Annotated in this window: 23 protein-coding genes; 14 read left to right on the forward strand and 9 right to left on the reverse strand. The window is 44.0% G+C overall.

Translation table 11 applies throughout. The features are described 5' to 3' along the window. The first annotated feature begins 27 nt into the window (after positions 1 to 27). Positions 28 to 348 carry a hypothetical protein gene (locus ACRRSW_RS03665; RefSeq protein WP_432454563.1) on the forward strand — a complete coding sequence of 107 codons (321 nt, stop codon included), beginning with the start codon at positions 28 to 30 and terminating at the stop codon, positions 346 to 348. 42 nt (positions 349 to 390) lie between these two features. After that, on the forward strand, positions 391 to 726 hold the full coding sequence (locus ACRRSW_RS03670; protein ID WP_432454562.1) for a hypothetical protein: 336 nt from the start codon (positions 391 to 393) through the stop codon (positions 724 to 726). Between the two features lies 1 nt (position 727). On the opposite strand, the gene ACRRSW_RS03675 is transcribed toward ACRRSW_RS03670, so the two are convergent. The 3 genes from ACRRSW_RS03675 to ACRRSW_RS03685 all read right to left on the reverse strand — a co-directional run bounded on the left by ACRRSW_RS03675 (position 728) and on the right by ACRRSW_RS03685 (position 4,834). Beyond that, on the reverse strand, positions 728 to 2,017 hold the full coding sequence (locus ACRRSW_RS03675) for an NAD(P)/FAD-dependent oxidoreductase (RefSeq protein ID WP_432460894.1): 1,290 nt from the start codon (positions 2,015 to 2,017) through the stop codon (positions 728 to 730). A gap of 380 nt (positions 2,018 to 2,397) precedes the next feature. Beyond that, the gene (locus ACRRSW_RS03680) at positions 2,398 to 3,708 is read right to left on the reverse strand and encodes a diguanylate cyclase domain-containing protein (RefSeq protein WP_432460895.1); all 1,311 of its coding nucleotides are present in this window, start codon (positions 3,706 to 3,708) and stop codon (positions 2,398 to 2,400) included. 211 nt (positions 3,709 to 3,919) lie between these two features. Further along, positions 3,920 to 4,834: a hydrogen peroxide-inducible genes activator gene (locus tag ACRRSW_RS03685; protein WP_432454559.1), complete on the reverse strand. Its 915-nt coding sequence runs from the start codon at positions 4,832 to 4,834 to the stop codon at positions 3,920 to 3,922. Between the two features lie 225 nt (positions 4,835 to 5,059). On the opposite strand from ACRRSW_RS03685, the gene ahpC reads away from it, so the two are divergent. Both ahpC and ahpF read left to right on the forward strand, forming a co-directional pair. Further along, the gene (gene ahpC, locus ACRRSW_RS03690) at positions 5,060 to 5,623 is read left to right on the forward strand and encodes an alkyl hydroperoxide reductase subunit C (RefSeq protein WP_432454558.1); all 564 of its coding nucleotides are present in this window, start codon (positions 5,060 to 5,062) and stop codon (positions 5,621 to 5,623) included. 124 nt (positions 5,624 to 5,747) lie between these two features. Then, on the forward strand, positions 5,748 to 7,340 hold the full coding sequence (ahpF, locus tag ACRRSW_RS03695; RefSeq protein ID WP_432460896.1) for an alkyl hydroperoxide reductase subunit F: 1,593 nt from the start codon (positions 5,748 to 5,750) through the stop codon (positions 7,338 to 7,340). A gap of 191 nt (positions 7,341 to 7,531) precedes the next feature. Here the strand turns inward: ahpF and ACRRSW_RS03700 are convergent, their stop codons facing one another. The 4 genes from ACRRSW_RS03700 to ACRRSW_RS03715 form a co-directional block, all read right to left on the reverse strand. After that, positions 7,532 to 7,732: a hypothetical protein gene (locus ACRRSW_RS03700; protein WP_432460897.1), complete on the reverse strand. Its 201-nt coding sequence runs from the start codon at positions 7,730 to 7,732 to the stop codon at positions 7,532 to 7,534. A 273-nt stretch (positions 7,733 to 8,005) separates the two neighbouring features. Next, positions 8,006 to 8,809 carry an ABC transporter ATP-binding protein gene (locus ACRRSW_RS03705; RefSeq protein WP_432454555.1) on the reverse strand — a complete coding sequence of 268 codons (804 nt, stop codon included), beginning with the start codon at positions 8,807 to 8,809 and terminating at the stop codon, positions 8,006 to 8,008. Further along, positions 8,806 to 9,708: an ABC transporter permease gene (locus ACRRSW_RS03710; RefSeq protein WP_432460898.1), complete on the reverse strand. Its 903-nt coding sequence runs from the start codon at positions 9,706 to 9,708 to the stop codon at positions 8,806 to 8,808. Before ACRRSW_RS03710 ends, ACRRSW_RS03705 begins: the two co-directional genes overlap by 4 nt. A 12-nt stretch (positions 9,709 to 9,720) precedes the next feature. Further along, positions 9,721 to 10,680, reverse strand: a complete 960-nt coding sequence (locus tag ACRRSW_RS03715; RefSeq protein ID WP_432460899.1) for an ABC transporter substrate-binding protein — start codon at positions 10,678 to 10,680, stop codon at positions 9,721 to 9,723. Between the two features lie 388 nt (positions 10,681 to 11,068). Between ACRRSW_RS03715 and ACRRSW_RS03720 the strand changes: the two genes are divergently transcribed. Further along, positions 11,069 to 11,818, forward strand: coding sequence for an endonuclease (locus ACRRSW_RS03720; RefSeq protein WP_432460900.1), 750 nt, complete (start codon positions 11,069 to 11,071; stop codon positions 11,816 to 11,818). 120 nt (positions 11,819 to 11,938) lie between these two features. Here the strand turns inward: ACRRSW_RS03720 and ACRRSW_RS03725 are convergent, their stop codons facing one another. After that, the gene (locus ACRRSW_RS03725) at positions 11,939 to 13,000 is read right to left on the reverse strand and encodes a ParB/Srx family N-terminal domain-containing protein (protein WP_432460901.1); all 1,062 of its coding nucleotides are present in this window, start codon (positions 12,998 to 13,000) and stop codon (positions 11,939 to 11,941) included. Between the two features lie 92 nt (positions 13,001 to 13,092). Further along, positions 13,093 to 13,494, reverse strand: coding sequence for an acyl-CoA thioester hydrolase YciA (gene yciA, locus ACRRSW_RS03730; RefSeq protein ID WP_432454550.1), 402 nt, complete (start codon positions 13,492 to 13,494; stop codon positions 13,093 to 13,095). Between the two features lie 413 nt (positions 13,495 to 13,907). On the opposite strand from yciA, the gene ACRRSW_RS03735 reads away from it, so the two are divergent. The 9 genes from ACRRSW_RS03735 (at position 13,908) to ACRRSW_RS03775 (ending at position 20,625) form a co-directional block, all read left to right on the forward strand. Next, entirely contained in the window at positions 13,908 to 15,221 is a 1,314-nt protein-coding gene (locus ACRRSW_RS03735) for a methyl-accepting chemotaxis protein (protein WP_432460902.1), read from the forward strand. A 451-nt stretch (positions 15,222 to 15,672) separates the two neighbouring features. Then, entirely contained in the window at positions 15,673 to 16,419 is a 747-nt protein-coding gene (locus tag ACRRSW_RS03740) for a phosphatase (RefSeq protein ID WP_432456102.1), read from the forward strand. 19 nt (positions 16,420 to 16,438) lie between these two features. Beyond that, positions 16,439 to 16,609 (forward strand): hypothetical protein, encoded by a 171-nt coding sequence (locus ACRRSW_RS03745; RefSeq protein WP_432460903.1) that lies wholly within the window; start codon positions 16,439 to 16,441, stop codon positions 16,607 to 16,609. 48 nt (positions 16,610 to 16,657) lie between these two features. Continuing rightward, on the forward strand, positions 16,658 to 17,707 hold the full coding sequence (locus ACRRSW_RS03750) for a hypothetical protein (protein WP_432460904.1): 1,050 nt from the start codon (positions 16,658 to 16,660) through the stop codon (positions 17,705 to 17,707). Continuing rightward, a complete protein-coding gene (locus ACRRSW_RS03755) occupies positions 17,707 to 18,066 on the forward strand; it encodes a hypothetical protein (protein ID WP_432454547.1) in 360 nt (119 codons plus the stop codon). The genes ACRRSW_RS03750 and ACRRSW_RS03755 overlap by 1 nt, the downstream gene beginning before the upstream one ends. A 700-nt stretch (positions 18,067 to 18,766) precedes the next feature. Then, on the forward strand, positions 18,767 to 19,363 hold the full coding sequence (locus ACRRSW_RS03760) for a hypothetical protein (protein WP_432460905.1): 597 nt from the start codon (positions 18,767 to 18,769) through the stop codon (positions 19,361 to 19,363). Between the two features lie 95 nt (positions 19,364 to 19,458). Then, complete coding sequence (locus ACRRSW_RS03765) at positions 19,459 to 19,722, forward strand: hypothetical protein (RefSeq protein WP_432460906.1); 264 nt, start codon at positions 19,459 to 19,461, stop codon at positions 19,720 to 19,722. Between the two features lie 65 nt (positions 19,723 to 19,787). After that, a complete protein-coding gene (locus tag ACRRSW_RS03770) occupies positions 19,788 to 20,156 on the forward strand; it encodes a hypothetical protein (RefSeq protein ID WP_432460907.1) in 369 nt (122 codons plus the stop codon). A 190-nt stretch (positions 20,157 to 20,346) separates the two neighbouring features. Next, positions 20,347 to 20,625 (forward strand): hypothetical protein, encoded by a 279-nt coding sequence (locus ACRRSW_RS03775; RefSeq protein ID WP_432460908.1) that lies wholly within the window; start codon positions 20,347 to 20,349, stop codon positions 20,623 to 20,625. Positions 20,626 to 21,177: the final 552 nt, after the last annotated feature.

Consider the following 21,177-nt stretch of genomic DNA (forward strand, 5'->3'; position numbering starts at 1 on the left):
CTTAGGTTTGAAAGTTCGCAGATCATCGTGAGTGGAATGTTTGTTGAGTCGCTCTCTATCGCAGTGATTAGAGTGATTATCATTAATTATCAACGTTTTATGAGTTTTCTGATCAACCATGGTTTTCCCAAAGGTGGGTATTCGATTGGTTCCTGTTCGAGGTGTAAAAGTTGTGCTGAAAGGGTCTCCTCACCCATGGTCTCCAAACAACATCCTCAAGGAAAGGTTGTTTTTACCGCCTTACAAAAAGGACTTGGGGAACTGCGTCAGCAAGGTTTAATCAGCCGGGCCTTAAAGGAATGTGGCATGATCTATCAGCGAGTTTCGAATTGGAAAGTGACTAACTAAGCAATTGGTTTTTTATACGCATTATCATGAGTGAGAGGAACCGTGAAAAAAACGACAAAGGCCCTGCTGTGGTCGGCTTTGATTTTTCCAGGTTTGGGCCATTACTACTTAAAAAAATATTTGAGTGGCAGTGTATTACTAGGGCTCGCGCTTGCTGCTTTTTATTATTTGAGCCGTCAGGCAATTCAGAGAGCAACGCAAGTGAGCGAGCAAATTCTTAATGGGAGTGTGCCTTTGGATGCAGCTACGATTGCCAAGTTGGTGACTCAAGCTCCTACGGGAAGCGATGCAGTGATGTTAAATATTGCAACGCTGCTCTTAGGGGCATGTTGGCTGGTCGCGTTACTTGATATTTATCGCCTGCGGCGAAGTTTGTAATTTAGCGATAATGCTCCAACATTTTGTAGTACAGCATACCGATGGCTAAAGCTTGATTGCCAAACCACTCGTTGAGTGGGATCCGAAATTGCTTCATGGCACTAAAGGCGTCAAATTCGCTTAAATGACCACTGATCGCGTTAGCCATGATTTCACCCATGATATGGGAGGTGGCAAGCCCATGTCCGGAGTAGCCTTGGCAATAAAATACATGAGGTGATACTTTGCCTAACTGTGGTATTCGATTGAGCACGATACCCGCAGTACCAGTCCACTCAAACTCGATATCAATGCCTTTTAAGCGGGGGAAAGTATGCTCCAAGGCTGGCCTTAGCTCAGCGGCAACACTTTTTGAGTCTCGTCCAGAATAGTTGGTTCCACCACCAAACATCAGCCGCTTATCTGCGGTTAAACGATAGTAATCAAGAACAAAACGACAATCGTATACGGCGACATCATGCGGATTTATCAACTTCGCTAACTGGTCACCGAGTGGCACGGTTGCCATATTGCCTAAGGAGGCTGGAAACAGCAATCCTCGCAGCTGTTTACGGGCTAGGTGATGATAAGCGTTACCGGCAATTAGCACCGAGTCGGCGTTGATCCGTCCCTGCTCACAGACCACCGTGCAGGGCTCTGCTTCAATAATCTCAAGTACTTTACTGTGTTCGAATATCTGTACGCCTAAGTTTGCAGCAGCATGTGCTTCGCCGATACACAGATTGAGTGAATGTAGGTGCATGTTCCGTTTGTTTAAGAGGCCGCCGTGATAAATCGACGAGCCCAAATAGTCGGGGATCTGTTCGGCATTCAATAATTGCATATCGTCGCCCATTCCGCGTTGTTCTGCCTGTTGAAACATCGCTTGCAATTCAGGGAGATGAGCGGGTTTATAAGCCGTTTGCAGGTGGCCATATTTTAGGTCGCAATCTATGCCGTATTTAGCGACCCGATCTTGAATGATTTGGTGACCTCGCCAGCGTAAGTTCCAGACGTATTTTTCGGCTTCTTCGCCAATCTGATGACGCAATTGCTTGGTCATGGCTTGATCCCCAGACAGACTGCCGGTGACTTGACCGCCGTTACGTCCGCTGGCTCCCCAGCCAATTTTATTGGCTTCAACTAGCGCCACTTTATAGCCTTTTTCGGCAAGCTCTAGTGCTGTCGCTATCCCCGTAAAGCCGCCGCCAATAATTGCAATATCTACGCTTAATTCCCCTGTCAATATGGGGTAGTTGGTTTCATGTTTGATGGTTGCCGAATAATAGGAATTACAGCGAGCTTGAGACATGACGAAACATCCTTGTGAGTAGCTTTCTATAGTGTGTTGTGCTGTCTATCTAAGTAAAAATCTAACATTGCTTGGGGATGTAAGTAAAATGTAAATAAAAATATAGAGTTTATGCTTGCTTGTTGGTTTTTTTGACTGTGGTTTGGAGTCTTGTTGGTTTAGGCTCGGTGGAATATCTGGCTGACTTTAGCAGTCAGCAATACTGGAGATGGCGTATTCTATGTACTCTGACTAGCTTTGAGGATCCCCTCTCTCTAGGAACAGCACTGGCTTACATTTATTTATGTTTGTGATTGTTGAGGGATAAGCCGAACGGAAGCTGCTAGCATGCTTGGGAGCTCTGAATAGATTGGCGTCTTCCATTCTACTAACTTTAGCCATTAGTTCTCACCTTGCAAAGGCAGCGACTCGTGTTTGCTGCCAAATTGAAATTTATTTTTGCCACGACGTTTCGCTTGATACATGGCTTGATCGGCGATGTGTAATAATTCATCCATGTTGTTAGCATGGTCGGGGAATAGCGCAATACCTAAACTTGCGCCAATCTCGTGGGATGTGGCTGCAACTTCGATGGGCTTAGATAATTTGTTGAGAACTTTGATTGCCATTAGCTCCCCTTCTTGAGGGGGCTCGGTGCAGAGTTCTAATCCTTGTAAAATCATGACAAATTCGTCACCACCAATGCGAGCGATAAAGTCGGTTTTTCTTAAGGTATGCCGCAATCTGTTGGCGGTTGCGGTTAATACTTGGTCGCCGCGGTGATGACCATAGTTATCATTAATGTCTTTAAATTTATTTAAATCGATGAAAATCAGCGCAACGCGACTCTGTTCAGCTTTGGCTTGGTTGATGGCTTTGGCTAACTTTTCTTCTAACTCAAGTCGATTCGGTAAACCGGTTAAGGTATCGATATGCGCTAACTTCATTAACTCATTTTCGGCATTCTTCTCTTCGGTGATATCACGTACCACCCCCATCATTTTTGCTACTTTGCCATTTTTATCGTTCACCACATTGCCCGTTTCACGGACCCAGTGAATACTGCTGTCGGGCCAAACCACTCGATACTCTTCGTCGTGATTTTCGCCAGTTTCGATGCAGCGCTGTTCACCAGCTTTCACTCTTTCTCGGTCTTCGGGATGCACACTATTACAAAACAGTTGGTAACTAGGCTGTATTTCGCCGACTTTATACCCAAACATGGCATAAATTGCATCCGACCAATACAGTTGCTCGGTATTTACATCCCAGTCCCAAGTGCCGATACGGGCAAAGTATTGGCTACGTTTAAAACGTTCTACTTCTTCTGGTTGTGCTCGTCCCAATTGATCTGAGTGGAGTATATATAAGCGGTTACCGTCGGCTTGAATGATGAGTGTCAGTTCAAATTCTAAGTGCTCATTTGTGGCTAACAAACCATAGCTTTGACGTGTTTGATTGGCTGCCAAGTGTTCAATGTTGGGAAGAATCGTGCTGATAGCCTGACCAATGACCTTCGTCTTGATATTTAATAAATGAATAGATGGTTGATTCATATACAGGATCTGGCCCTGCTCGCTGGTTAATATTAAACCTTCAGCTAGGCTGGCGAGAATGCTTTCTTGACGCAGTTGTTGCTGTTTGAGTTTTCGGTAAGCACCGAAGCTGACAACAAGCAGCAAGGACATTAAACATAGAAATAAATAGGTCATAAACGCTTTATATTCCGTTAGTTAAGACTGCATTTATTGGAAGAGTTATGAACACATATTTTCAGTATGCTGCAGTATACCTGCTCTCTTCATTCTCGTTTTTACGGCTTGTGTGACACTTGCTAGTGAATTATTTGTCCCGTTATGTAGCCAATCTCTCCCTTGTTGAAATGATTGTGCTTATCGATGGACGTCATTTGTGAGCCTCGATTCAACAGCGTTCATGCTGTTGGAAATGACTGGTGAGTTTATCATGCATAAAGCTGCCTAATCGTTCGATGTTATTTACCGAAGGATAGTTGGGGCGCACCACAAAGGCGATTTCTCGATGGGGGCCTTTTTCATCGAGGCGCACCGAGGCCAGAGAAGGGCGATGTTGTACCAAGCTTTCTAAGGCCATTTGTGGCAACAAGGTGGTGCCCATTTTACTGACCACTAATTCGATCAGCGTATTTAGGCTAGTGCCACTGAGGCTATGGCCAGCATCTGATGAGATATTACAGGCCGACAGTACATGATCTTTTAAACAATGCCCTTCTTTGAGCAACATTAAATTAGATTGTTGCATTTCTTTGGCTCTGACCGTGGCTTGGGTGGTCATTTTATTGTCTTTATGAGCGATCCAATAAAAATCCTCTTGCCAGAATGGAAAGTGCAATAAGTTCTGACATGGATAGGGAAGCGCTAAAATCGCAGCATCGAGCTTACCGTTAGTGACTTCCGAGACCAATTGCTGAGACTGATCCTCTATTACGGTGAGTTCTAACTGTGGATAGGTTTCCAGCAACGAAGGCAATACTAAAGGGAGTAGATAAGGCGCAATGGTTGGGATCACGCCAATCGACATTGGCGTGCTTAGTGGGTTTTGAGTGGACTCGACTAGTTTGCCGATGTCGCCCATTTGCAATGAAATTGCTCGCGCTTTCTCTAGTAGTTGTTTTCCCAAGGGGGTGACCAGTACTTTTTTGTTGTCTCGCTCAAATACCTGAAAGCCAAGTTTACGTTCCATATCGGTGATGGCAGTGCTTAAGGCCGATTGAGAGACTGCGCAAGCATCGGCGGCATTCTTAAAATGCAAATGCTGTTCAATGGCTAGCGCGTAATGAATTTGCTTCAAGGAGATCATAGATATACCGCTCTCTATTTAAAATTTGAGTCACCAATACAGCGACCTTCAAGTGATTTGATGATTCACTATATTTTCAAATATTCAATATGCGTTCTAAAAAACAGAAGGTCAACTTCAATTTTTCCAACTGTAACCGAAGCTCGATCCGAGACATTATAGCTTCACTGCCAAGGCGGCAGACCAAATTAACTAATAACAACTCATTATGACTGGAGAAATTAAATGTCTGTAATTAACACTGAAATCAAACCTTTTAACGCAAGTGCTTTTAAACAAGGTGAATTCATCGAGGTAAGTGACGCGGATCTAAAAGGCAAATGGGCGGTCTTCTTCTTCTATCCAGCTGACTTTACCTTTGTTTGTCCAACTGAGCTAGGCGACGTGGCTGACTACTACGACGAATTTCAATCTCGTGGCGTAGAAATTTACTCGGTTTCAACCGATACCCACTTCACGCACAAAGCGTGGCACGATTCTTCAGAAACCATTGGTAAAATCCAATACACCATGATTGGTGACCCAAATGGCGCGATTACACGTAACTTTGAAGTCATGCGTGAAGCACAAGGCTTAGCTGACCGTGGTACCTTCATCGTTGACCCTGATGGCATCATCCAAGCGGTAGAAATCACTGCTGAAGGGATTGGCCGTAACGCTGAAGACTTACTGCGCAAAGTAAAAGCTGCCCAATATGTGGCTGCTCACCCAGGTGAAGTATGTCCAGCTAAATGGAAAGAAGGTGAAGCGACGCTTGCGCCATCTTTAGACCTAGTCGGCAAAATCTAATGAGTAATGATTCGCAGCCTTCGCGAATCAAGACGAGTCGGGGCCAGATGTTCGGCCCTGATAATTATTGAATTTGTTGCTTGAGCCAATAGGGCTTAACGACGCAAACATCAGGAGACTTATTGTGCTTACTCAACAAATCTTAGACGCTTTAAAACAATACACGGCATCCATGCAAAACAGCGTGAATCTTGTGATTCAAACTGGTCAGCATAGTAAACGACAAGAATTAGTGGACTATCTTACTGGGATCAGTGGCGTAAGCGAACAGCTTAGCATTGAACAGCGAGATACCCAGGGCGAGCTTCGCAGCCCACTTAGCTTTACCCTTGAAGCAGATGGAGAAGCCACTGGTATTCAATTTTCAGGTATTCCAGGCGGCCATGAATTTAATTCCTTGGTGTTGGCTATTTTACATAGTTCTGGTACGGCGATTCGCTTAGATGAGCGTTTGAAGTCGACCATTGCCAACATCAAAGACAAATTACACTTTGAAGTTTTTGTTAGCCTAAGCTGTCATAACTGTCCTGAAGTGGTTCAGGCATTAAACCAATTTGCGCTGCTGAATCCGAACATTAGCAGTGAAATGATTGATGGCGGTTTATACCCCGATTTAATTAAGACTCGCGACATTCAAGGTGTGCCCTCGGTCTACCTAAATGGTGAATTATTTGCCAATGGTAAGGTGGATGCAGCCGAGCTAGTAGACAAGTTGTTAGCCTTATACCCAGAGGCAGCTAAAGGCAGCGCTGCTGAGGCGCTTCCTTTACAAGATGTCACGGTGATTGGCGGTGGCCCTGCGGGTGCTAGTGCCGCTATTTACAGTGCTCGCAAGGGCTTAAAGGTGACCTTAATAGCCGATCGTTTGGGCGGTCAGGTAAAAGATACGATGGGCATTGAAAACTTAATTTCGGTGTCTAAAACCACCGGCCCTGAGCTTGCAGGTGCCTTACAAGCACATATGAATGATTACGAGATCACCACCAAAGAACATATTCGAGTAACAGAGGTGATAGATCTAGGTGATCGTAAAAAGTTGCTATTGAGCACTGGTGAAGAAATTGAAACCAAAACGCTTATTTTAGCCACTGGTGCTCGCTGGCGTGAACTGGGCGTGCCGGGTGAGAAAGAAAACATCGGCAATGGCGTGGCCTACTGTCCTCACTGTGATGGCCCCTTCTTTAAGGGCAAAGATGTCGCAGTGGTTGGTGGCGGTAACTCCGGTATCGAAGCAGCACTCGATTTAGCCAATATCGTGAAATCGGTCACCGTGTTTGAATTTATGCCTGAACTGCGTGCAGACCAAGTGTTGGTAGATAAGGCAGAAGCTACCGCAAATATTCAAATTCGGCGTAATGTTGCCACCAAACAGGTGCTTGCAGAGAAGGGTAAAGTTACCGCGCTTGAGTATCAAGAACGCGACGGTGGTGAAGTACAGCAGCAGCAGTTACAGGGCATTTTTGTGCAGATTGGACTGGTACCCAACAGTCAGTTTGTCAGCTCGGTGGTCGATACCACGGCGCGCGGTGAGATTATTATTGATGAAAAATGTCAAACCTCGGTACCCGGGATCTATGCTTGTGGTGATGTGTCTACAGTGCCTTACAAGCAAATTGTAGTGGCTATGGGCGAAGGTGCTAAAGCTTCTTTAGCGGCCTTTGAATACTTACTCACTGCACCTAGTAGTGATGAAGAACAACAAAAACAAGTTGCATAAACACTCATTTCCCTGAGTCTTGGGCTGGCTTTGCCAGTCCTTTTTTTGCGTGAGCAATGGGTAATAAGCAAATCTTTAGTTGAACATTGATTAGCAACTATTGGTGCTATACAGCCGCATAATTAAAAGAAACGCAATTGACCTTGGATGGAAAGCAAGCCAATGATAAGCAGATAGATAAATAGCACCACCTAGTTATATGAACGAAAGTAAGAGTGCGGATCAGTTTGATAAATTAAGGTCGAACGATAAACAGTATACCCAGCCGCAATAGAACACCATGAAATGGCTAAATAATGCCCGGCTTCGATTGCTGTTGGCCATATTTCTAAAACTGAGTTTGCCAGGCAAATGACACCACCAAGCCATATCAGTCGCCCTAATATTTTCATTAAACTCTCCCTCCTTGCTTCGTCACACAACGAACAACTAACTGATTATCAAGCTTTTTACTATGTATCAGTAGACACGGACAATCAATAATAATGATTGACTACTGAATCATGCGAACACTTGTGTAAAGAAAGGATTCAACAAATGTGAAGAAACAATTGTTGATTAATCGGTGAAGCGTATAGAAAAAGGAGGGGAATAAGTGCTGGAGGAACAGCCAGCGAAGCGCCAAGGCCCTTCGCTGGTTTAAGTTTCGCGATGAATCGTCAAACTTAGCTGCCTAACAATAACTTGTCGTCGTCTAGCTCGGTATCATCGTTACGCGCCTTGGCAAACAGTTCTAGTAAGTCTTTTACTTCACTGTTAGCGCGGGTCTCGCCAGATAAATCAAACACAATTTTGCCTTCATGTAGCATGATGGTGCGCGAGCCATAATCCAATGCTTGACGCATCGAATGGGTCACCATCATCACCGTCAGTTGCTTTTCGGCAATAATTTGTGAAGATATATCCATGATCAAGGCCGCCGTTTTTGGATCGAGTGCCGCGGTATGTTCATCCAATAGCAGGATACTGCTGGGTTGCAAGGCCGACATCAGCAAACTTACCGATTGTCGTTGACCACCCGATAACAAACCCATTTCGGCATCTAAGCGATTTTCTAGACCTAGATTAAGACGACTCAACTGCTCGCGAAACAATTTGCGCAAGGATGAATTGAGCGCTGTACTCAGCTTGCCACGACTGCCCCTCCCGTAAGCCAAAGCCATGTTTTCTTCAACCGTGAGCGTACCACAGGTGCCGGCCAAGGGATCTTGAAATACTCGGGCAATATCTTTGGTGCGTCCAGTGGCCGGTAGGGAAGTCACATTGCGTTCATCGAAAAATATCTTGCCCTTGTGGGAAGATACGTCTCCAGCAATGGCATTGAGCAAGGTTGACTTACCTGCACCGTTAGAGCCAATCACGGTTACAAATTGACTTTGAGGAATGGTTAAATCGATGCCCCTCAATGCCAGTTTTTCGGTGGGTAAACCGCGATTAAAGGTAACGTGTAAATTTTCACAAAGGATCATTGGTTGGCCTCCTTAGCGCGTTTGGCTTTCCACTCGTTACGTAACTGCGGAAAGATTAAGGCAAGTCCAACTAACACCGCGGTAATCAGGTTTAAGTCGGAGGCGGTGAAGCCAAGGAAATCAGCGTTTAAGGCCATCGATACCGCCACCCGATAAAGTAACGAGCCAACAATACAGCTCAATATAATCACTAACATTGAGCGGCTGGCAAACAAGGATTGACCAATAATCACTGCCGCTAAACCCACCACAATGGTACCAATGCCCATGGTGGAATCAGCAAAGCCGTTGGTTTGGGCGAATAGGCCGCCCGCTAAGCCAACTAAGCCATTGGATAATGCCAAGCCCACATAGACTTTTTCTTTCACCACTATCCCATTGGCTTGTGCCATGCGGGGATTAGCCCCGACTGCACGCATGGCTAGGCCATATTGGGTATTTAAAAACCAAGCGACAGCGATGCCAGCAAGTACCGCGCATACTGCGACAAAAATCACCTTGAGATACATGTTATCCAGGCCCAAACCTTCAAAAGGTGTGAGCACCGTTGGTTCCATAATCAAGGCGACATTTGGTTTGCCCATCACCCTCAGATTAATGGTGTATAGGGCAGTCATGGTAAGAATACTGGCCAGCAAGTGTAAAATGTTAAAACGCAAGTTGAGCCATGCCGTAACTAAACCGGCACAAGCTGCCGCAAGGGTTCCAATGAGTGTGGCGAGGTAGGCATTTACCCCCATCACAATCAGTGAAGCGGTGACTGCCGCACCTAAGGTAAAACTACCGTCTACGGTGAGATCGGGAAAGTCTAAAATGCGGAAAGTCAAATAAACACCGATGGCGACCAACCCGAAGATAAAGCCGATTTCAAGGGTGCCTAAAAATGCAAACATTGACATTATATGGCCTTATTATTTGAAGATCTTATTGGCGCGCTTAAGCACACTCGCCGGAACCTCAATCCCCATGCGTTGGGCGATTTTAGGGTTCACATAAAGATCGGTGCCTTCGGCCATTTTTACATCGATGTTGCCAGGTTTTTCGCCTTGCAAGATGCGTAGTACAATTTCACCAGTTTGATGGCCTAAGTCGGCGTAGTTATAACCGACAGCTGCAACCGCACCTCGTTCTACCGAAGCTGTATCTGCGGCAAATACTGGGATTTTTGCATCGATCCCTACTTTTACTACCGATTCAAAGGCGCTAATAATGGTGTTGTCGGTGGAGCAGTAGATGGCATCAGCTTTACCCACAAGTTGTTTGCTGGCGATCATCACGTCTGAAGATTTAGGTGCAGCCGATTCGATCACTTCGATACCCATGGCAGCAGCGGCTTCGGTCATCGCTTTTACAATTGCCACAGAGTTCGCTTCGCCTGGATTGAAAGGAATGCCCAAGCGTTTGATATTAGGCATAAATTCTTTGATTAGTTCGAGCTGTTGTTGAACGTTAACCATGTCGCTTAGGCCAGTCACATTGCCACCGGGTTTGATTAGGCTAGGGACAACTTTTGCACCAATTGGGTCGGTGACTACCGAAAATACCACCGGAATGTTTTTACTGGCACTCACTGCGGCTTGCGCTGAGGGGGTGGCGATGGCCACGATGACATCGGGTTGGTCGCCTACCATTTTACGAGCAATTTGCGAAGCAATTGCTGGTTGACCTTGGGCGCTTTCATAGGTGAATTTAAGTGCATCACCGCTGTAGCCATTTTCTGCCAAGTATTCTTTCACGCCATCGCGTACGGCGTCTAAGGCTGGGTGTTCAACAATGGCGGTGGTGGCAACATATACCTGTTTCGCTTGAAGGGGGATACAGATCATTGCAGCGGAAAGCAGCATGGTTTTAAGCGCAGCATGTAGCTTCATCAATTCGTCCTTTTTAATTGTATTTGCGTTGTATTTGCATAGCTCGCTAGTGTACTCCACCGTTTAAGCGCTGCAAACCGCTAGTCTCTTTAAACTGCCAGCTAGACCGTGATTAAGCACATTTTGTGGTGATTATTCATGTTTAGTTGCGCAAATGGTGACTGTTCGAGCTTAATAAAGGGTCTCATTTTTTAGATTAAGTTGTGGTTATTGCCATTATTGTTGGTTTTATCAACTGGGTGGTGGTTTCATTGCCTTAGTTTTATGCGACATTTTGTGGAATAAACCGTATAAAATTTATATCATTTAATGATTAAATTTGGGCTCATCATTGCCAATAGCAGTGGATTGTTAGCCCGCCAACTCGTGACCATAAGATAACCAAGCCTTGAATCGATATTTCGCCCTTTTTCGCCCTTTTGTATGGTGGCTGCTACTACTTGTTTCTAGCTCGGTGTTTGCCGATGGTAATCTCACCATTGAGTCATTTAGTAAGGCAAAGCGCTTATTACTTGAAAAGGTCTATGTTGAGCCTTCCGACAGGAAGACCCTGTATTGTGAAGCTCGGTTTGATAGTCAACGCAAATTGACGCTGGATCGAGGTTTCTCAAGTCCAAAATATAAAAATCGCTTGGCTAAATACGAAACTGAGCACGTGGTGCCAGCAGAAAATTTTGGCCGTAGTTTTGTGGCGTGGCGGAAAGGTCATCCTTTGTGTGTTAACTCAAAGGGCAAAGCCTATAAAGGGCGAAAATGTGCTGAAAAGGTTAATGCTGAGTACCGTTTGATGCAGGCTGATCTGTATAATTTGTTCCCAGCGATTGGTGCGGTGAATGCCAGTCGCTCTAATTATAACTTCACTCTACTTAGCAGTAATGCTTCCAGTTTTGGCTCTTGTGATATGCGGATCAAAAATCGCAAGGTTCAGCCTCCGGAGTCTGCGCGCGGACAAATTGCCAGAAGTTACTTATATATGGAAGCGAGTTACCCCAAATATAAGATGAGCGCGAGTCAACGACAGTTAATGCAAGCCTGGAATAAGCAATATCCAGTCAGTGGTTTTGAATGTAAACGCGCAGCAAGAATTCAACAAGTGCAGCACAATGTGAACCCGGTATTGCACAAGCTATGTGGTTGATTAACCGAGTGCAACACCATCAGAGTTATTCAGGCTAAAGGTTTTGCTCTGATTGCTTAAGAGTTGATGCTGACAGCAGCATGATAAGCGGATATTGATATAGCAAAGCAGTCGCATGGCTTAGTGGCAAAGCTCTGTTAATAAGCCGGGGTGTTGGTAGCTTAAGGCGTAGCCGAGCTTACCCAGATGTTTTTTCTTGCCTTTACAAAGTAATTGCTTAAAGCGTTTAGAGCTCTGTTTGTTCCAAGCTTTTTTTTGTCCCAGTTGTTGGGCGCTGTAGTGGCTTTGGGCGATGACTTTATCGGGTGCATAGGCCAGCATCTGTCTTGCAACTTGTTCTATTTTAGCGAGATAGTAGTCGCTATCGCTTAAACGAGCTGGGTCAATGGAGATGTCTTCTGCCAGCGTTTGTCCCCAATGAAATTCTAGAAAATTAATTGGAGCTGCCTGTGTTTTATCCCAGCCTATGCCATTGGCAAAATAGACTAGGGAGCGAAAAGCTTGGTTGGCCAAAAATTGCCGACCCACATGTTTTGGCATGTCTTGGTAATCTATTGCTGCGCCCTTAACACTAAACTGCCAACTATTGTTACTACTAGCGAGATCTTGCCAAAATTGCGCCATTGGAGTTTCGGTTTGGGTGCTTGGCTTTGACCAATTCTCTTGAATTTTTACCAGTACCGGCATGTTTGCACCTCCTCTGCGCATATCCATAAAAGTGCTAAAGGTATGGTGACCATCGGTCAGGTAAAGTTGGCCGTCGGGTGCGACGATGGCTGTTTTTATATCACTGGAGCGGCTGACTAATGCTTGTGAGCAGCTGAAGCTAGCTGGCTGCAAAGGGGAAGACTGTGCATTCCATTTTACTTTGTTGCTGCTTGCCCCATAAGACTCACAAATTTCTTGATACATCTTTTGTGGTTCGGCTTGGTAGCGCCCCAATTTGTAATTCACTTGGTCATGGCCAATTAGCGCCTGAGTGGGACGTAAATCCCCAAGCTTAATCCAGCGAAATTGACCTTTTTCAAAGTCGAATGGTTTGGTTTGTAGATCGGTTTTAAGCGAAGCTAAATAGGGATCACTCTGGCTTATTTTTGCTTGGCAAGCGGTGCTTAATAAGGCCGCAAACAAAGCAATGGCAAGCCCCCATGGGGCGTGTGATTTTGGTGAAATCAATACCATGGTGTAATCTCCATTCCTTTTAAGCCAAGTAAGTTACCGATTTTTAGTGAGGCAAGTATTCTAAGCGCTGTTGATATTCTAATGATGTGTTATTAATCTGATTTTTTAATTGGGCGGGGCCTACCATTGCTGTCGATGGCGACATAATTGAAGGTTGCATGGCAAACTTGGAAGCGTTCACCAACATCATCTTCTTTCACTTGGCGGATCCAGACTTCAAGATCGATAGACATTGAGGTTCGGCCTATTTTACTGCACTCACCATAACAGCACACCACATCACCCACTTTCACCGGTTTTTCGAAGGTGATACTGGAAACCGACACGGTGACTATCCGGCCATTGGAAATTTCTTTGGCTAAAATACCACCCGCTAAATCCAATTGAGACATGATCCAGCCGCCGAAAATATCGCCATTGGCATTGGTATCTGCAGGCATGGCTAAGGTTCGGAGTAATAATTGCCCTTTTGGAGCACTAACTTTCTGATTCATGTTCTAATCGCCACAATAACAAATAAGTAATTAAGCAAACTGCTGGTCTGCTGTTGAAAAATACTATTATATCAAAAATATAAGCAAACTCACGGAGTGCATAAGTAGAAGACTTAGAGGCTGCAAGCATGAACTAAATTGACTTAAATAAGGCTGTATACGGCTCTAAAAGTATATGTTTTCACAACTTACTCTGGTCTTTTCAAATTTATTCTACAATCGCCTTCATGTCATGGCTATTTTAAGTATTACTTATAATGGTTGATGTTCTTGCTGTTGCTTGTTCTATGATTGGATTAATCAAAAGTAAAAGCTCTCTGATTGGCAATCCCTTCACAGCTGTCTAGACTATCAATAGGTGGCTTAGCTTGCTTGAATGCAAAATATAAGTCTACGGATCGTCGGGGGGAAATATGTTTTTTAATAAGCGACTGTTGAAAGAAAACCGGAAGTTAACTGAAGAACTCCAGATGCTTAAACAAGCGCGTGCTGGTCTTGAAGAAGGAATGTTGAGAATATCACTGGATGAAAAGGGGCGTGTGACTTCGGTGAATAAAAGGTTTGAACAAGAACTTGGCTTGAGGCAAGGGGATCTTCTTAATAAGCACATTACCGACCTGGTGCCAGATCAAGCGAAAAACACTGAACATTACAAGCGAATGAAGCAAGCAATTGAGCAAGCGGTGCATTGGGATGGCGCGCTGCAAGTGAACAAGGGCAATGCTGAAGAGGCTTGGCTGCGAGCTATTTTAGAACCGATTAAAAATAGTAGTAACAAGCTTACTCATTATAGCTTATTTGCTTCAGCCTTAACTCGAACTATTCAAATGTCGCGCGAACAAGAAGACATGCTGAATGCCTTAAATCGTTCCGCTGCGGTTATCGAATTTTCTATTGATGGTGTGATATTAAAGGCAAATGATAATTTTCTAAGTACTATGGGATATACCAACGCACAAATAGTGGGTAAACATCATCGTATTTTTTGTAGCTCTGAAGAATCAAATTCTCTAGAGTACCAATCGTTTTGGAGAGGCTTGGCGAGTGGCCAATTTGTATCGCAGCGCTTTAAGCGGCTTGATAGCCAGGGGCAAACCGTGTGGTTAGAGGCCTCGTATAATCCAATCCACAACGATAGGGGAGAACTTTATAAGGTTGTAAAGTTCGCCACTGTGATTACTGATCAAGTGATTCAAGAACAATCAGCAGCCGAAGCGGCTCAATTAGCCAATGAAGTGTCAGAGAAAACTGGACATCAGACATCTCAAGGACAACAAGTGATTAAGGCTACCAATCAGAGGATGCAGGAGCTTGCAGAGTACATGAGTGAAGCGAACACAGGTATTGCTGCCTTAAATGATCATTCTCAAAAAATTAGTGAATTGGTGAACAGTATCAGTGGTATCGCCGATCAAACAAACTTACTGGCACTGAATGCGGCGATTGAAGCCGCGCGCGCTGGAGAGCAGGGACGTGGGTTTGCTGTTGTTGCAGATGAAGTTCGCCAACTAGCATCGAGAACGAATACCACGACCGAAGAAATTGTGATGATGGTTTCAGAAAATCTCAAACGAACTGGCGACGCGGTTAATTTGATTTCTCAATGCGAATTGAAGGCTAGCGAAGCACTAGAGTTATCGACTGAAGCTGGACAGATGATGGAAGATATTCAAAGTGGCGCGCAACAAGTGGTAGATGTAGTGAGTCAGTTTAACCAGAGACTCTAGGGCGTGGTTTTTGAATAGGGCCAGCGAGAATTCTCACTCATTGGCTAGGGACTTGTTTCAACAAACAACAAGCTAACATTGATTGTTTATAGAGCTCTGGCAGCGTGGTAACTGACCTTATGCTGCTCTAGAAATGTCAGCGACTTTTGCTGATTTATCGAGCAAACAATGCTTTTAAATCAAACTTTATTGGCACCAAGCTTAGTTACCTAAAATACAGATGATGAAATTAGAGTCTAGTGCTCGTACAGCATGGAAGTCTCTTAATGAAGTCTTTAGCACTGAACTAACTAAAGCTACAGTAGTTATGGTCTGCTGGTGCTGCTTTGCTCTTATCTATAGCTACATGGTTGATATGGAATTAGAGCGCTTATTCACTTGTTGGCAGAACGGATCTTAGTCACAATAAACTTGCTGATTCCCCTTTCATACTTTAGAGGTCGTTATGAAAATCAAACCCGAAGTCGATCTGCATTTACATACCATCGCCAGCACCCATGCTTATAGTACCCTGCACGACTATGTTCATTATGCCAAACAGAATGGCATTAAGATGTTTGCGGTAAGCGACCACGGGCCAGACATGACCGATGCCCCACATGAGTGGCACTTTATTAATTGCGCCTTGTTTCCCCGGGTCGATCAGGGCATTGGCATTCTTCGCGGCATTGAAGCCAATATCAAATCGCCAGCGGGAGAAATTGATTGTAATGAGCGCATGCGGGCTCAATTGGACATCATTTTATGTGGCTTTCATCAGGAAGTGTTTCAACCGAAGTCCATTTATATCAACACCGAAGCCATGCTTAATACCATCAAAAATGGGCTGGTGAATGTCATCACCCACCCGGGCAACCCCAGCTTTCCTATCGATGCTGAAGCCATTGTCAAAGCGGCGGCGGAATATAACGTAGCCTTGGAAATTAATAACAGTTCGTTTATTCATTCTCGTAAGGGCAGCGAAGCCAATTGTGAACGGATCATTCAACTGGCTAAAAAACACGATGCGCCTTTAAGTATTGGTTCAGATGCGCACATCGCCTACGACATAGGCCGCTTCGATAAAGCCTTGGGGCTACTAGAGGCGAACGCCTTTCCTGCCGAGCGGATCATTAATCGCAGCATGTTGTCGCTACTGGATCATTTAGCCGATAAGGGAAAAGCGCTTCATCAAGAATTTGCCGACTTACTCAGTTAAGTGGAGGATCCGCATTTGTATGAAAACACTTTGCGGTGCGATATACGCCGATGAAGCTAAACGGGGGCGTCCAATGCAAAAACCTTGCTTAAGCGAAGTAGTTTTTACCGTGGATGCCCATACTAGCTGCTCTAAGCAAGTCATTGCTAAAATAGTTTTCCCGATTGCTATTGACTTATTTGTTATTTAAATTTACCGTGTTCCTTCATTTTTGTTTTGACAGTAAAAGGAACAAACTGTGAGTGAACAAGCGGAGATTTATCTTAGTACTCGGAGCCGTCAGTTAGAGCCTGCTGATTTTGCGAGTGAAGCAGAGTTTAATACATTCTTAAATGATAATTCTTTGCAATCCGGTAGTTTTCTTCATGCAGGAACGCCTTATATTGTTCGCTCAAGCGGAAGCAGCACTCCTACCAATTCAATGCAGCAATGCAGACAACTGCAAACTATCCCTTCTTGTCACCGTCGCTCGTTAGCCAATGTAAATGCTCAGCTAGGCAGCGACATAACACTTGGTTTGGCCGAGTTATTTGACCAGCAGATTGCTCCTGCCGCCAGTAGACTCAATCAATGGGTGAATAAAGAAAAGGTTAATTTTGCGAGTGCAGGTGTAGGGTTACTAGAGAATCGAGGCGCGGCTTTAGAGAACAGCTTGAAAGTTTACGAAAGAAGTTTAATGGCGGTGAGAGCCGGGCACCAAGCTAAGTTACCTAAAATACAGATGATGAAATTAGAGTCTAGTGCTCGCTCAGCATGGAAGGCTCTTAATGAAGTTTTTAGCACTGAACTAACTAAAGCTACATCGGTTGTTAAAGCGCGTAAAGGAACGGTGCTTAATAATGCTACTCGTGGAATTAATAAAGCTAAAAGTGCACGTACGGATGCGCCAATTAGAGTGACAAACGTTAAAGAGCTACAAAGCCTAAAGCGGATGTCATTGGGGCTAAAAGGAGCTGGTCATCTTCTTCTCGGTTACGATATATATAGACGAGGTAAAATCGTGCAGGCTGATTTTGAACAAGGTAAAGATTGGCAGAAAACTGCGGTAGTTCAAACTGCAGGCTTGTCTATAAGCTTTATTGCTGGAGCTTTAACAGCAAAGGCTGTGGCTGCTGCAGCTATCACTATCGGCTTAACTGCTACGCCTGTAGGGTGGGTAATTGCAATTGGTATTGGCATTGGAGCGACTTATTTGGCGGCTGTAGCCGGAGATGATTTTGGAAAAAATTTAGCCAAAGACGTTTATGAGCGAAATGGAACCTTTAACCGTATTCCAAGGTCATTGTAATGGAACATACCGCTTTAACTTTTGCAGATTGGGCTCAACTGTTCGGGGGGCTTTGCTGGGTATCAACAATGATAGCTTGGCTGGCTTTTTCTAGAAAGTGCATGGTGAGGCTTGAGCGGGAGTTTAAAACGCAAGGCATAAGTAGGGTAGATTGGGATGGACCTGGTTTTAGGGTGCTTAGCTACGCAACAGTTATTCTGTTCAAAACAGAAAGGATGAATGACTCTAATTATCAGTTTGTTCCTGTTAGAGAAACTAGAAGGTTAGCAACAAGGCTAGATTGGTACTTGGCTTTATGGTTATGGTCTTCTGGTATTGGTTTGCTTCTATCTATAGCTACATGGTCTATATGGAGTTAGAGTCACTAATTTTTATAGATATGCTTAAGTTTTTTTCATGATTGCTTTTGTGTCGTCAATGGTTGCTTGGTTGTCGAGTATTCTTTCCAGAACTTCTACAAAAATAGTCAGTGAGCAGTTGAATTAAGAATAACGATTGTTGCTGTGGCAGGCGATGATTTAGGCAAATTTAGCCAAAGACGCCCATGAGCATAATGGTATATATAGCCGTATTCCAAGGACTTTATGATGGAGCATGCCCCTTCAATCTACGCAGATTGGATACAGTTATTTTTTATGATGCTTGGAGTGTCAGCAATGATAGCTTGGCTATTAAGTGCAAAGCTCACCATGCGACGAATAGAGCCCGAGCTGATAAAGCAGGGCTTCAGTTGTGGAAGCTGGGATGGACCGGGTTTTCGGGTATTGAGTTATGCAACGATTATTTTGTTTCAAACAAAATTGCTTAATGACAGTAATTATCCTTTCGTTCCAGTGAGTGCTACCCGTAAGCTAGCGACGAAAAAAGACTGGTACATATCACTGTGGCTTTGGTGCTCATTAGTAGGAATGGTAATCCTAGTGTTCCTTTATTGAAACTTGTTGTTATGACTAAAAGGTTAATTTTGCGAGTGCAGGAGTTGGGTTACTAGAGAATCGAGGCGCGGCTTTAGAGAACAGCTTAAAAGCTTACGAAAGAAGTTTAATGGCGGTGAGAGCCGTGCACCAAGCTAAGTTACCTAAAATACAGATGATGAAATTAGAGTCTAGTGCTCGCACAGCATGGAAGTCTCTTAATGAAGTTTTTAGCACTGAACTAACTAAAGCTACATCGGTTGTTAAAGCGCGTAAAGGAACGGTGCTTAATAATGCTACTCGTGGAATTAATAAAGCTAAAAGTGCACGTACGGATGCGCCAATTAGAGTGACAAACGTTAAAGAGCTACAAAGCCTAAAGCGGATGTCATTGGGGCTAAAAGGAGCTGGTCATCTTCTTCTCGGTTACGATATATATAGACGAGGTAAAATCGTGCAGGCGGATTTTGAACAAGGTAAAGATTGGCAGAAAACTGCGGTAGTGCAAACAGCGGGTTTATCGATGGGATTTTTAGCAGGAGCTGCCGCTGCCAAAGCTGTGACTGCTGCAGCTATCACTATCGGCCTAACTTCTACGCCTGTAGGGTGGGTTATTGCCATAGGCATTGGTATTGGTGCGACTTACCTAGCAGCAACAACGTTCGATGGTATTGGACAGAAAGTTGCTACACAAGTGTATGAGCGAGAAGGGATGTTCAACCGTATTCCAAGGGCATTATGATGGAGCCAATTACGATTGCGGATAAGCTTTTGTTTGTATGCAGCTTATTTTGGCTATCAACAATGGTTGCTTGGTTATGTTTTTCTCGGATCTCAATGAGGAGGTTCGAGGAGCAGTTTGAGCTACGAGGTGTTGAAAGGATCGATTGGGATGGCCTCGGTTTTCGAGTGCTGAGCTATGCAACTGTAATCTTGTTTAAAACAGATAGATTAAATGATGATAATTATCAATTTGTTCCTGTTAGTGAAACACGAAAGTTAGCGACTAAAAAAGATTGGTTCTTGGCCTTATGGTTATGGGGATCCGGCATCGGGATGTTGGTTGTAGGTTTCACTTATGCATTTTTCTTTATGGCCTAGGCACTTTTAGCTGAAAGCATTTATGACAGAGATACTTCAGTCTTTAATAGGATCCCTGCTTCACTATGATGTATGTAGTTGGTGTTTCGTCGTTTGTTGGTTGTGCTTTGTCCATGTTTTCAGCAATGATAGCGTGGTTATGTTTTGCTCGAATAAATATGCCCAGACTTGAAAAGAGTTTAAAAGAGCAAGGTATTGAAAGGGTAGATTGGGATGGGCCTGGTTTTCGTGTTCTTAGCTACACCATAATTATTTTGTTTAAAACAAAGCGACTTAATGATGATAATTACCCATTTGTTCCGGTTACAGCCTCTCGACAGTTAGCGACCCAAACTGATTGGTGGCTTTCTCTTTGGCTATGGGGATCGTTTGGTATAGCGATGGTTTGTATGATTATTCTGTCAGTATTCTTTCCAGAACTTCTACAAAAATAGTCAGTGAGCAGTTGAGTTAAGAATAACGCTTGTTGCTGTGGCAGGCGATGATTTAGGAAAAATTAGCTAAAGACGTTTATGAGCGAAATGGAACCTTTAACCGTATTCCAAGGACTTTATGATGGAGCATGCCCCTTCAATCTACGCAGATTGGATACAGTTATTTTTTCTGATGCTTGGAGTGTCAGCAATGATAGCTTGGCTATTAAGTGCAAAGCTCACCATGCGACGAATAGAGCCCGAGCTGATAAAGCAGGGCTTCAGTTGTGGAAGCTGGGATGGACCGGGTTTTCGGGTATTGAGTTATGCAACGATTATTTTGTTTCAAACAAAATTGCTTAATGACAGTAATTATCCTTTCGTTCCAGTGAGTGCTACCCGTAAGCTAGCGACGAAAAAAGACTGGTACATATCACTATGGCTGTGTTGCTCATTAGTAGGAATGGTATTCCTAGCATTTATCTATTGACCTTATGATTACTCTACCCCAAAAGCAGATGAAGCGGCTTAAACGCGAGGTTAAAAACTTGTATGAGCGAAATGGTATTTTCAACCGTATACCAAGGTCATTGTAATGGAGCATCCTCCTTTAAGTTATGAGGACTGGCGTTCACTTTTTTTCATGATTACTTTTGTGTCGTCAATGGTAGCTTGGCTATTAAGTGCAAAGTTCACCATGAGACGAATAGAGCCCGAGCTGATAAAGCAGGGCTTCAGTTGTGGAAGCTGGGATGGACCGGGTTTTCGGGTATTGAGTTATGCAACGATTATTTTGTTTCAAACCAAGTTGCTTAATGACAGTAACTATCCTTTCGTTCCAGTAGATGCCACCCGTAAGCTGGCTACGAAAAAAGATTGGTACATATCACTATGGCTTTGGTGCTCATTAGTAGGAATGGTAATCTTGGCATTCCTTTATTGAAACTTGTTGTTATGACAAAACTGCAAATTGTCTGCATTAGTGTGGGAGTAATACTTAGTACCTTTTGTTTTGCAAATGGTGAAGGTGTAATGACTAAAA

This window comes from Agarivorans sp. QJM3NY_25 (assembly GCF_050870875.2).
GTDB lineage: Bacteria > Pseudomonadota > Gammaproteobacteria > Enterobacterales > Celerinatantimonadaceae > Agarivorans.